General features: G+C 61.1%; 11 protein-coding genes and 1 riboswitch. Of the genes, 9 read left to right on the top strand and 2 right to left on the bottom strand.

What is annotated here, in order from left to right:
- Positions 1-19: 19 nt before the first annotated feature.
- Positions 20-628 carry a YkoF family thiamine/hydroxymethylpyrimidine-binding protein gene (locus FHW37_RS21005; RefSeq protein ID WP_145639918.1) on the bottom strand — a complete coding sequence of 203 codons (609 nt, stop codon included), beginning with the start codon at positions 626-628 and terminating at the stop codon, positions 20-22.
- Positions 622-733, bottom strand: a riboswitch (TPP riboswitch). Its footprint overlaps the gene before it by 7 nt.
- Positions 734-1,024: 291 nt before the next feature.
- Between FHW37_RS21005 and FHW37_RS21000 the strand changes: the two genes are divergently transcribed.
- The gene (locus FHW37_RS21000; RefSeq protein ID WP_145639916.1) at positions 1,025-2,365 is read left to right on the top strand and encodes an Nramp family divalent metal transporter; all 1,341 of its coding nucleotides are present in this window, start codon (positions 1,025-1,027) and stop codon (positions 2,363-2,365) included.
- Positions 2,366-2,369: 4 nt separating this feature from the next.
- Here FHW37_RS21000 and FHW37_RS20995 read toward each other — a convergent pair whose 3' ends face one another.
- Positions 2,370-3,596: a LysR family transcriptional regulator gene (locus tag FHW37_RS20995; RefSeq protein WP_145639914.1), complete on the bottom strand. Its 1,227-nt coding sequence runs from the start codon at positions 3,594-3,596 to the stop codon at positions 2,370-2,372.
- Between the two features lie 194 nt (positions 3,597-3,790).
- Between FHW37_RS20995 and FHW37_RS20990 the strand changes: the two genes are divergently transcribed.
- The 8 genes from FHW37_RS20990 (at position 3,791) to FHW37_RS20950 (ending at position 12,024) form a co-directional block, all read left to right on the top strand.
- Entirely contained in the window at positions 3,791-5,173 is a 1,383-nt protein-coding gene (locus FHW37_RS20990) for a dihydroorotase (RefSeq protein ID WP_145639911.1), read from the top strand.
- Positions 5,174-5,187: 14 nt separating this feature from the next.
- Positions 5,188-6,450 (top strand): Zn-dependent hydrolase, encoded by a 1,263-nt coding sequence (locus tag FHW37_RS20985; protein ID WP_145639909.1) that lies wholly within the window; start codon positions 5,188-5,190, stop codon positions 6,448-6,450.
- A 46-nt stretch (positions 6,451-6,496) separates the two neighbouring features.
- Positions 6,497-7,585, top strand: coding sequence for a DUF917 domain-containing protein (locus FHW37_RS20980; RefSeq protein WP_145639907.1), 1,089 nt, complete (start codon positions 6,497-6,499; stop codon positions 7,583-7,585).
- A gap of 245 nt (positions 7,586-7,830) precedes the next feature.
- Positions 7,831-9,483, top strand: a complete 1,653-nt coding sequence (locus FHW37_RS20970) for a urocanate hydratase (protein ID WP_145639906.1) — start codon at positions 7,831-7,833, stop codon at positions 9,481-9,483.
- An 87-nt stretch (positions 9,484-9,570) separates the two neighbouring features.
- Positions 9,571-10,344: a septum site-determining protein MinC gene (gene minC / locus FHW37_RS20965; protein ID WP_145639904.1), complete on the top strand. Its 774-nt coding sequence runs from the start codon at positions 9,571-9,573 to the stop codon at positions 10,342-10,344.
- Between the two features lie 30 nt (positions 10,345-10,374).
- Entirely contained in the window at positions 10,375-11,190 is an 816-nt protein-coding gene (minD, locus tag FHW37_RS20960) for a septum site-determining protein MinD (protein WP_145639903.1), read from the top strand.
- Complete coding sequence (minE, locus tag FHW37_RS20955; RefSeq protein ID WP_145639902.1) at positions 11,187-11,444, top strand: cell division topological specificity factor MinE; 258 nt, start codon at positions 11,187-11,189, stop codon at positions 11,442-11,444. The genes minD and minE overlap by 4 nt, the downstream gene beginning before the upstream one ends.
- Before the next feature lie 154 nt (positions 11,445-11,598).
- On the top strand, positions 11,599-12,024 hold the full coding sequence (locus tag FHW37_RS20950; RefSeq protein ID WP_145639901.1) for a hypothetical protein: 426 nt from the start codon (positions 11,599-11,601) through the stop codon (positions 12,022-12,024).
- The last annotated feature ends 9 nt before the right edge of the window (positions 12,025-12,033 follow it).

The following is a 12,033-nucleotide window of genomic DNA, read 5'->3' as shown; positions in this document are numbered from 1 at the left end:
CTTCAAGGTTAAGAACGGGTCAGATTTTCGACGGGCTGTTGGCCGAGACGGTCAGGTCGATCGTGACATGGCCCTGAGGCGGTCCGAAACGGACAAAGGCCTCATGCACCGTCGCAAAGACCGGAGCCGCATCGCCGCGCAGTTTCGTGCAGAAATTCTTCGAGCGGTCGAAGACACCGGAGTTTTTCAGGAAATCGATGCAGCCATAGATCTCGTCCATGTGCTGGTCGATGCCGAGCGTATAGAGCGAAAACTGCGCTGCCGACGGCTGGCCTGCAACCGGGATGGAGCCGACGGCGGCAAGCGCCTGTGCCTTGCGCTCCTCGATCGGCGCCAAAGGACCGGTCATTTCCGGCACATGGCACATGGGGTCGTCCGGCTCGCCGGGGCAGCCGCGGGAAATGGTGGCGTGCAGGACGCAATGCTTGCCGGTTTTCGCCGCGGCAACGAAGAGATCGCGCATGGCGGCAAAGACGATATCGGGCGTACCGACGATCAATGTTGAGATGTCATCCGTCTCGATCCTGAGCCGTTCCCGATAGGGATCGAGGGCCGAAAGGGCATTGACGATGACACCGACAAAATCGTCGGTCATCGGATAAAGAGAAATCTGCGCGCCGGAAAACATCGCTTGAACCTCGCTCCGCTGGCATTATCCAGATCAGCTTCTAGGGTCCGCGGTCATGGCAACCGCATCTCAGCCCCGGCATTACGGAGCACCCCTGTTATGTGGCGCCATGGGTAGCGCAGAACCGGTGCGGCGATCAAGCCCGCATTTCAATTTTCCGAATAGGACATGTCGATCACGCTCGGCTTCGGCGGTGTGAGCCAATGTGTGTGCGGATGATCGCGGCAACTTCGTTCAATTCCAAATGATGCGATCAACATAGGCTGAAAGCCGCGCGGGGATGTTTGGGCTTGGCTCTGAACTTTCTTGTTGCGAATGAGTTGCAATTAAAGTTTCTATATGAGAATGATTTGCAATAGCAGATTTGGTGTTGGTAGAGCGAAGAGCGGATAGACGATGGATTTGCAGTCTGGGAACGTGACCAAGGGTGGATGGCTGGCGCGGGGCGGCGAGGCTTCCCTGTCGGATGTGCACCGCACGATCAGGGTCACCAGCAGCGGTTCCAAGATCCGGCGGGCCATGGCCTTTTTCGGTCCCGGTTATCTCGTCGCCGTCGGCTATATGGATCCCGGTAACTGGGCGACATCGCTCGCTGGCGGTTCGCGTTTTGGTTATGCGCTTCTGTCGGTCGCACTTCTGTCCAACATCATGGCGATCGTTTTGCAATCGCTCTGCGCCCGTCTGGCAATCGCCTCGGGCCGGGATCTGGCGCAGGCCTGTCGTGATGCCTTTCCGAAGCCGGTCACGTTCATGCTGTGGCTGTTCGCCGAAATCGCCATCATTGCCACCGATATTGCCGAGGTGATCGGCACCGCGATTGGCCTCAATCTGATCTTCGGCATTCCGCTGGAAATCGGCGTGCTGATCACGGCACTCGACGTGTTCCTGATCCTCTATCTGCAGAAACTCGGTTTCCGCTGGCTGGAAGCCTTCGTCATTGTCATGCTCGGCGTCATCACCGTCTGCTTTGCGGTGCAGATCGCCATGGCCGATCCGAACTGGGGCGAGGTGATCCGCGGTTTTGCGCCGACGACACAGATCGTCGTCGATCCGGACATGCTGTATCTGGCGCTCGGCATTCTCGGTGCCACCGTCATGCCGCATAACCTCTACCTGCATTCCGGCATCGTCCAGACCCGTGCTTTTGGCGAAACGGTGAAGGAAAAGCGCGAGGCACTGAAATTCGCGACGCTCGATTCCACCGTGGCGCTGATGTTCGCGTTGCTGATCAATGCCGCGATCCTGATCCTTGCCGCCGCCACCTTCCATGCCAATGGCAATGTCGATGTCGCCGAGATCGGCGATGCGCATAATCTGCTTTCACCGCTTCTTGGCTTTGCCATCGCGCCCACCCTGTTCGGCATCGCGCTTCTCTGCTGCGGCCTGAATTCGACCGTGACGGCGACGCTCGCCGGCCAGATCGTCATGGAAGGTTTTCTGCATATCCGCGTCGCGCCGTGGGTCCGCCGCATGATCACCCGCGGGATCGCTATCATTCCGGCGGCCGGCGTAACGATCTTCTACGGCGATAGCGGCACGGGCGAGCTTCTCATCCTCACCCAGGTCGTCCTCAGCCTGCAGCTTTCCTTTGCCGTCTTCCCGCTCGTCATGTTCACCGCGGACAAGCGCAAGATGGGCGAGCTGGTGGCGCCGAAATGGTTGATCGGGACTGCGTGGCTGATCGCGATCGTGATCGCCGGCCTCAACGTCAAGCTTCTGCTGGATTTTGTCGCCTGACGACTTATCCGGCCTGCTTCTCAAGCAGGCCGTCGCCCGTCAGGCCGGCTGCATCGAGGATCTGGCCGGCCGCGCGGGCAATGTTTTCCGACGTGCCGCCCTCCCGCCAGGCCAGCGACAACCGCATGTCATAGGCAGGCGCCAGCGCCACCGCGGTCATGCCGGCATCGAGCTGTGGGATCGCCCATTGCGGCAGGAGCGCGATATAGCCGTGATCGGCGACGAGATTGGCGATCACGGGAATGGAGTCGATTTCGACGAAAGAGAGCCGCGCCCGTTCCGAAGCCGCCAGAATATCGGCGGTGAGATCGACGAACTTTTGGCGCAGGCCGCTTTTCAGGCTCGGAAGCGCGATCGGGCGGTTCATCAGAAGCCGCCGCAGGTCTCCCTCTTCCGCCGCGATCACATCCGCAGCCCCGACCAGCGCCAGGCCGGCGCGCGAAATGACTCGGTGGCCGATACCCGGCGGCAGCTCGACCGTATCGACGATGGCGAGGTCGTAAAGCCGGGCGTTAAGGCCCGCGAGCAGCTCTTCCGCATTGGTGCTGGAAATATAGAGCGGCCGGCGTGGCATGCGTTTCGGCCATTCGACGGCAAGCCGCGCCAGTATCTTGGCGACAAGGCTTTCGCGGCCGAGCGGGGTGACTGAACCGACATGCGTCATGGTGTTGGCGCGGCGAAAGCGGTCTCCGGCATGGTCGGAAATGCGTAGCCAGATTGCTTCCAGTTCTTCTCCGAGCAATATCACCCGCCGGCCCGTCTCATTGGGAAAGGCACCGGCGGCGGTGCGGTCGAGAAGGGGGAGGCCAAAACTCTGTTCGAGGCTTTTCAGCTGGCGGGTCAGCTGCGGCTGGCCGATGCCGATTTCGAGTGCGGCACGACGAATGCTGCCGCTGCGGCCGACGACGAGAAACCGTTGCAGCGCCAGCATCGGCACGGACAGTCTTGCGGCATGCTGTTCGATCGGCGTCTCTCCGGGCACTGTTGAAAGCCTTGCGAGATCGAGAATGAGATCGGCGGCGTCTTTCAGATCATGGCCGACACGCAGGCCTTCCAGCGTCGGCTGGATACGGTTTGCCACGGCCGTCGTCAGCGGCGTGGCGATATGGACCTGCAGCCGTGACAGGCCTGCCGCAACGCTGGAAACCGGGCGGGAAAGCACACGGGCGGCTTCACGGATGCTGCCGAGCGACAGGACGTAATGCGCTGAAAGCAGTGAGGCGAGATCCATATTTTCGACTTGTGAAAGCGTGGGGATGGAAGAGTTTTCGGGAGGTCTGAAGCGGGTATCGTTCGTCCATGATATGGGATATCCCTCCTTCCCGCAAATTCTCCTATCGTGGCGTCAAAGAGCATTCGCCGTGACACCTTGCCGGTGCGACATGCCTTTAAAAAGCGACGTTTCGAAATGAGGAGACCTGCCACATGTCGGATTTCGATCTTGTTCTCAAAGGCACGCTGGTTCTGCCTGACCGCATCGTGCCGCAAGGTCATGTCGCTGTCAGGGATGGTTTGATTGCCGCGGTCGGGCAGGGCGAGATGCCGGCGGCCAAGGAAAGCCACGATCTCGGCGAGGCACTGATCCTGCCTGGCGCGATCGATGCGCAGGTGCATTCGCTCTCCCAGAAGAACCAGGAGGATTTCATCTGGTCGACGCGCTCTGCAGCGGCCGGCGGCGTGACGACCATCGTCGACATGCCCTATGACGAAGGCGATCTCGTCTGCTCGGCAGAGGCCGTGGGTCGCAAGGTTGCACATGCCGAGGGGCAGGCGCGGGTCGATTTCGCGCTTTATGGCACGATCGATCCGCTGGAAGGGCCGGTCCGCATTCTCGAACAGGTCGCGGCAGGCGTCGCCGCCTTCAAGTTTTCCACCTTTGGCACCGATCCGAAGCGGTTCCCGCGCATTGCCGCACCGCAGATGGCCGAGTGCTTTGCGGCCATCGCCCCGACCGGCCTTGCCGCCGGCGTGCATAACGAAAACGACGAATATGTGCGTGCCGCCATGGCCGCCGTGAAGGCGTCGGGCATTACCGATTACCGGGCGCATGAAATGTCGCGCCCGCCGCTCACCGAATTGTTGGCCATGACCGAGATCTATGAGATCGGTGCGGCCACCGGCTGCCCGGCGCATGTCGTGCATTGCTCGCTCGGCCGCGGTTACGAGATCGCCGCCGGTTATCGTGCACAGGGCCATCGCGCCACCGTCGAATGCCTGATCCATTATCTGACGCTCGACAGCGAAACGGATGCAAAACGTCTCGGCGGCCGCTCGAAATGCAACCCGCCGATCCGTCCGCGCGATGAGGTGGAAAAGCTCTGGCGGCATCTGGCGGCCGGCAATGTCACGCTTCTTTCCACCGACCATGTCAGCTGGTCGCTGGACCGCAAGACCAACCCGGACATGCTTGCCAACGCCTCCGGCCTGCCGGGTCTTGAGGCGATGGTGCCGCTCTTCATCAAGGGCGCGCTGGAGCGCGGCGTCTCGCTCACCTGGGCGGCAAAACTGATGGCGCTCAATCCGGCCCGGCATTTCCGCATCGACCATATCAAGGGTGCGCTTGAGGTGGGCAAGCATGCGGATATCGCCGTGCTGACGCTGGAAAAGCATGTGTTCGACGCGTCCAAGACCGGCAACAACGTCGTGGGCTGGTCGCCTTATGACGGCATGACCCTGCCTTACAAGGTGGCCGGCACCTATCTGCGCGGCACCCTTGCTTATGACGGGTCGAAAGTCCTGGCCGAACCGGGTAATGGTCGGTTCGTGCGGCCGCTTGCGAGCCTGCCGCTTCAGGATTTTGCTGCATAAGGGATATTTTTCGCATGAGGGCCAATCTTTCCGTCAAGGCCGACCGGATCGCCGCCGATATCGACGCGCTTGCCGCCATTACCGAGCCGGACCGCCCCTGGACCCGGCGCGCCTTTACGCCGATGTTTCTGAAAGGCCGCGCCTATGTGGAAAAGATTTTTCGCGAGGCGGGGCTGGAAACGCGGATCGACGCGGCCGGCAACCTGATCGGTTTTCGCAAGGGGAGCGGCAACGCGGAAGGCAAGAGCAAAGGCGTGATCATGCTCGGCTCACATACGGATACGGTGCCGAATGGCGGCCGGTTCGACGGCATTGCCGGCGTGATCGCGGCGCTGGAAGTGGCGCGTGCGCTCAAGGATGCCGGCATCACGCTGCAGCATGATCTGGAGATTGCCGATTTCCTTGCCGAGGAAGTGTCGATCTTCGGCGTATCCTGCATCGGCAGCCGCGGCCTGATCGGCGTGCGCCCGTCCGAATGGCTGGAGCGGCAGGCGGATGTCGAGGGCAGCCGGATCGATCTCGCCGAAGGGATCCGTCAGGTCGGCGGTGATCCGTCTACCCAGGTTGGCCGGACCGATATCAAGGCGTTTCTGGAACTGCATATCGAGCAGGGCACGATCCTCGAAAGCGAAAAGATCGATATCGGCATTGTCGGTGCGATCTCCGGCATTACCCGCGTCGAAATCCTCGTCGAAGGCCGTGCCGATCATGCCGGCACGACGCCGATGGGCTCGCGTTACGATGCGCTGGCCGCTGCCTCCTGCCTCGTTCTCGGCATCGAAAAAATCGCGACCGAGATTTCCCATGGGCCGAGCTATTTTGCGGCAACGGTCGGCGAATTCTCGATGGAGCCGAATGCGGCCAATGTCGTGCCCTCGCATGTGCGCATGCTGATCGATGCGCGCTGCGTCGATCCGAAGGTGATGGACGATTTCGTCGTTTCGGTCGCCTCGCTTTGCGAACAGACGGCGGCCAAGCGCAGGGTGACGATTGCCGAGCCGCGCCGGGTTTCCAACAATCCGCCGACACCGATGTCCGAGATGGTGACCGATATCCTGACCGTAGGTGCCGCTCGCATCGGCGCGACGACGCGGCCGATGGTGTCGGGGGCCGGACACGATGCGGCCTTCCTCGCCAAGGTGGCGCCGGCTGCGATGATCTTCATCGCCAGCAAGGACGGTCGCAGCCATGCGGCGGAGGAATGGTCGGAAAACGATGACATCACGCTCGGAGCCGCCGTTCTCTACGAGGCGGTTCTGGATCTCGACAAGCAATAGGGCCACATCGCCCATAAGAGGGGCCGGCCATTAGGGGAGCATGCAGATGGGACGCATTCTGACGGAAAAAGATGTCGAGGCGGCGGTGCGCGGCGGCTCGGTCTATGCGGCCGGCGGTGGCGGCTGGTCCGATCACGGGCGCATGCTGGGTTATGCCGCCGTCAGCATCGGCCGGCCGGAGCTGATCGATATCGACGAACTCGACGACGACGAATGGGTGGCGACGGCAGCCGCAATCGGCGCGCCGGCCTCTACCACCGCCTGGGAAATGCAGGGCATCGATTACGTCAAGGCGGTGCAGCTTCTTGAGGATGCGCTGGGCGAACAGGTTTCTGCTCTGATGATCGGCCAGAACGGCAAGTCCTCGACGCTGAACGGCTGGTTGCCATCGGCCATTCTCGGCACCAAGGTTCTGGATGCCGTTGGCGACGTGCGGGCGCATCCGACCGGCGACATGGGCTCGATCGGCATGGCGAACTCGCCGGAGCAGATGATCCAGACTGCGGTCGGTGGCAACAGGGCGGAAAACCGCTATATCGAGCTCGTCGTGCGCGGCGCAACGGCAAAGGTTTCGCCGATCCTGCGCACGGCATCTGACATGTCGGGCGGCTTCATCGCCTCCTGCCGCAATCCGCTGCGGGCTTCCTATGTTCGCCAGAATGCGGCGCTTGGCGGCATCAGCCTTGCGCTGAAACTCGGCGAGGCGATCATCGCAGCCGATGCCAAGGGCGGGCATGCGATCATCGATGCGATCGTCAAGACGACGGGCGGGATGATCCTCGCCGAGGCGGAGGTGACGGACAAGTCGGTCGTCTACACGAAGGAAGCCTTTGACGTCGGCACGCTGACGCTCGGCTCCGGTGACAAGGCGATGACCATGCATGTGATGAACGAATACATGGCGGTGGACGATGCCGGCGGAAACCGGTTGGCGACTTTCCCGGACATTATCTCGACGCTGTCGCCCGAGGGCGAGCCGATGAGCGTCGGGCAGCTGCAGGTCGGCATGCGGGTGTTTTTGCTGCATGTGCCGAAGACGCTGATCCCGCTGTCGTCCAGTGTCAAGGATCCGTCGGTCTATCCGATCTGCGAGAAGGCGCTGGGGATCAGCATTGCGGATTATGCGCTGGGTTAAGATGAGGTTGGAGGGGAGTTTGCCCCTCACCCTAACCCTCTCCCCGTTCTGACGGGGAGAGGGGACCTGCCCCACTCGGCGTTAAAGAGGTCCGTAAACGGCGCGGCACATCCCTTCTCCCCGCGTGCGGGGAGAAGGTGGCGGCAGCCGGATGAGGGGCGGACGACGGGGGGCAGCCAAGAAATGGCGGACAAAGCCTCAAAACACATTGGGTGAGGCAAATCCTCACGAAACAGGAGACATTTATGCCGAAGCCCAATCCGCGCCATCCGAAATTCCCGATCCCCGGCGGTTCTAACCTGCGTGCCAAAGGCTGGCGGCAGGAGGCGCTGCTGCGGCTTCTGGAAAACGTGCTTTCCGTCGGCGAGGATCCGGACAATCTCATCGTCTATGCCGCGCTCGGCAAGGCGGCGCGCAATTGGGCGGCGCATGAGGGGATCGTCAAGGCGCTGAAGACGATGGATGAAGATCAGACGCTGATCATCCAGTCCGGCAAGCCGGTCGGTCTATTGAAGACCCATGACAAGGCGCCGCTCGTGATCATGGCGAATTGCAATATTGTCGGGCAGTGGGCCAAGGCCGAATATTTTTACGATCTGCAGGAAAAGGGCCTGATCTGCTGGGGCGGCCTGACGGCTGGCGCCTGGCAGTATATCGGCAGCCAGGGCGTCATTCAGGGCACCTATGAAATCTTCATGCGGATCGCCGAAAAGCGGTTCGGCGGGTCGCTGGCGGGTCGCTTCATCCTGACGGCCGGCCTTGGCGGCATGGGCGGGGCACAGCCGCTGGCGGGCCGCATGGCGGGTGCGGCGATCCTCGTGGTCGATATCGATCCGGATCGTGTGGCCAAGCGAAAACAGATCGGTTTCCTCGATGAGGTCGCGCCGGATCTCGATTCGGCGCTCGAGATGATCGATGCGGCGGTGAAGGAAAAGCGCGCCGTTTCGATCGGTCTCGTCGGCAATGCCGCCGATATCTATCCGCAGATCGTAAAGCGTGGCATCGTGCCGGACATCGTCTCCGACCAGACGTCCGCGCATGACCTCGTTTACGGGTACGTGCCGAAGGGCATGAGCCTTGAAGAAGTGCGCCGGCTGCGCAAGGAGGGGCAGGGCCAACTTATGGCGGCGAGCCGCGCCTCGATCGCCGATCATGTCCGCGCCATGCTGACCCTGCAGGAAAAGGGTGCGGAAGTGTTCGACAACGGCAACCTGATCCGCACCCAGGCGCGGGAAGGCGGCGTAACCAATGCTTTCGACATTCCGATCTTCACCGAAGCCTATCTGCGGCCACTGTTCTGCAAGGCGATCGGGCCGTTCCGCTGGATGGCGCTGTCCGGCGAGGAAAGCGATATCGCCCGGATCGACGATCTCGTGCTCGAGCTTTTCCCGGATAATTTCATCGTCACCAACTGGATCCGGCTGGCGCGCGAAAACGTGCCCTTCGAAGGCCTGCCGGCGCGGATCGCCTGGCTTGGCCATGGCGAGCGCACGAAGCTGGCGCTTGCGGTCAACGATCTGGTGGCCAGGGGCGAACTGGCCGGACCGATCGCCTTTTCACGCGACCATCTTGATGCCGGCGCCATGGCGCATCCGAATATCATGACCGAAAACATGAAGGATGGATCGGATGCGATTGCCGACTGGCCCCTGATCAATGCGATGACTTTGTGCTCGTCCATGGCCGATCTCGTCGTCATCCATTCGGGCGGCGGCGGCTATGCGGGCTACATGACCAGTGCCGGGGTCACCATCGTCGCCGATGGTACGGAAAAGGCCGCCGAGCGCATTTCGCATGCCATCACCAACGATACTTCGCTCGGTATCATTCGCTATGCGGATGCCGGTTACGACGAGGCTATCGAGGCCGCGGAGGCGGCCGGCCTGCGCCTCTCGTAGCAATATCTTGTTAAGCTTTCGGGTGTCGCGTTAACCCTTTGTTAACCAAATCAGCACTAAATCTCGGTCAACGATTTCTTTACGTAGATGACCAAAGTGCTAACAGACGCTCGCTCGATCCGTATCAAGGGCCGCTCGTTCCTGGCGGTCGTCCTGTCGCCCGACATGCCGCTGGACCACTGGCTGGCAAGGCTGGATGACCTCGCCGCCCGTTCGGCCGGTTTCTTTCTCGACCGCCCGGTCGTGCTGGATGTCTCCGACCTTCAGATCGACAAGGTCGTTCTGAAGGAGCTGCTCGAACAGCTGGCCGAGCGCAATGTCCGCATCATGGGCGTCGAAGGTGCGCGCCCGTCCATGCTCGGCCCCGGCATGCCGCCGGCCATGAAGGGCGGCAAGGCTGCGTCGGATTTCGAAGTGCCGGAAAAGCCGGTTGTCGAGCCGGAGGCCGAAGCGACTGAAGTCGAAGCGTCCGAGGCTGAAGTGGGCGATGCCCGCAGCAACCTGCCGGTCGTGGCCGAAGTGCGTCCCGTCACCCAGTCGCTGGTGATCAGCGAACCGGTGCGTTCCGGCCAGTCGGTGATGTTTCCGGAAGGCGATGTCACCATTGTCGGCTCGGTTTCCTCTGGCGCGGAAGTGATCGCCGGCGGGTCGGTGCATATTTACGGCGCCTTGCGCGGCCGGGTGATGGCGGGTTCGCTCGGCAATGCCTCGGCACGGATTTTCTGCCGCAAGCTCGAGGCCGAGCTCGTGGCGATCGATGGAATTTACAAAATGGCCGAGGACATGGATCCCGAGCTGCGTGGACAGGCTGTCCAGCTCTGGCTCGAGAACGATGTCATCATGGCCGAAACTCTCAACTGACACCGCATAGGCAGGGTACAGGAGACCAAGATGGGGAAAGTCATAGTCGTGACATCGGGCAAGGGCGGGGTCGGCAAGACGACCTCGACGGCTGCTCTCGGCGCAGCGCTGGCACAACGCGGCGACAAGGTCGTCGTTGTGGATTTTGACGTCGGCCTGCGCAATCTCGACCTCGTGATGGGTGCCGAGCGCCGGGTCGTATACGATCTCGTCAATGTCATCCAGGGCGATGCGAAACTCCCCCAGGCGCTGATCCGCGACAAGCGGCTGGAAAACCTGTTCCTGCTGCCGGCCTCGCAGACCCGCGACAAGGATGCCCTGACCGCCGAAGGCGTCGAGCGCGTCATGGGCGATCTGAAAAAATATTTCGACTGGATCATCTGCGACAGCCCTGCCGGCATCGAGCGCGGTGCAACGCTTGCCATGCGCCATGCAGACATGGCCGTCGTCGTCACCAACCCGGAAGTGTCTTCCGTGCGTGACTCGGACCGCATCATCGGTCTGCTCGATTCCAAGACGCTGAAGGCCGAAAACGGCGAGCGGATGGAAAAGCATCTCCTGCTCACCCGCTACGACGTCAACCGGGCGGAACGCGGCGACATGCTGAAGGTCGACGATGTTCTGGAAATCCTGTCCATCCCGCTGCTCGGCATTATTCCGGAAAGCATGGACGTGCTGCGCGCTTCCAACATTGGTGCGCCGGTGACGCTTGCGGACGCCAAGAGCCTGCCGGCTCAGGCCTATTTCGACGCCTCCCGCCGCCTTGCCGGCGAAGCCCTGCCTGTCACGATCCCCGGTGAGAAGCGCGGCATCTTCGGCAAATTCTTCGGAAGGAAGGCCGCATGAACATTTTCCGTCTTTTCAACAGGCCGAAATCAGCCCCTGCCGCGCGCGAGCGTCTGCAGGTCCTGCTCGCCCACGAGCGCATGGTTGTCGGGACGGATCTTGTCGCGGTGTTGCGTGAAGAGATTCTTGCCGTCATCGCCAAGCATGTCGAACTGGACAGCGACCGGGTGCGGGTGACGATGGACCGTGACGAACACGTTTCGATCCTCGAAATCGATGTCGAGATCCCACTCAATGCGGCCAAGGCTGCCTGAGCTGAGATAAACTCCAAAGACTGATCGAAGCGGGCGTGCCGGAAGGTGCGCCCGTTTTATTTTAGCAAAAGCATCGCTGTAATCGCTATGGTTGATAAGGTGTATCTTTTCATGTATTTAAAGGTGTGTTTCAGTTAAGCAATTTAGGGGCGCGATGAGGAAGATATTCGCGATATTTGTAGCGCTGATACTGGCGATCCCCTGCCTTCTGATCTTGATGATTGCCTACGAATTTTATGGCGCACCAAGCAAAGATGCCCCCCAAATTCTGAAGACTATTCAGAGCGAAGCTGGAAAGATCGCAGAATACCACCTCGCGAACAATGAGTGTATTGCCCCATCTCATATGACGGCGAGGCGTGAGAATGGTGCTGTTGTTGTTCGACAGATGGACGATAGCAACGGGTTTTACTACTCGAGCGAAACAGCAGATGGCATTAAACTCTACGGCATTTTTCCCGGCGAAATTTCATGGGATTTCGAAACGGACAGGAATGCTCCCCCGCCGACCATTTATTGCGGTAAAACTCTCGTGTTGGAAAAGGTCGGGAGTCGGTTCAATCTTCTAAGCGTCAGATGATCATGCCCG

Source organism: Neorhizobium alkalisoli (genome assembly GCF_007829835.1).
Lineage (GTDB): Bacteria > Pseudomonadota > Alphaproteobacteria > Rhizobiales > Rhizobiaceae > Neorhizobium.
Note: the sequence above shows the minus strand (reverse complement) of the source record. Positions and strands in the feature narration are given on the sequence as shown.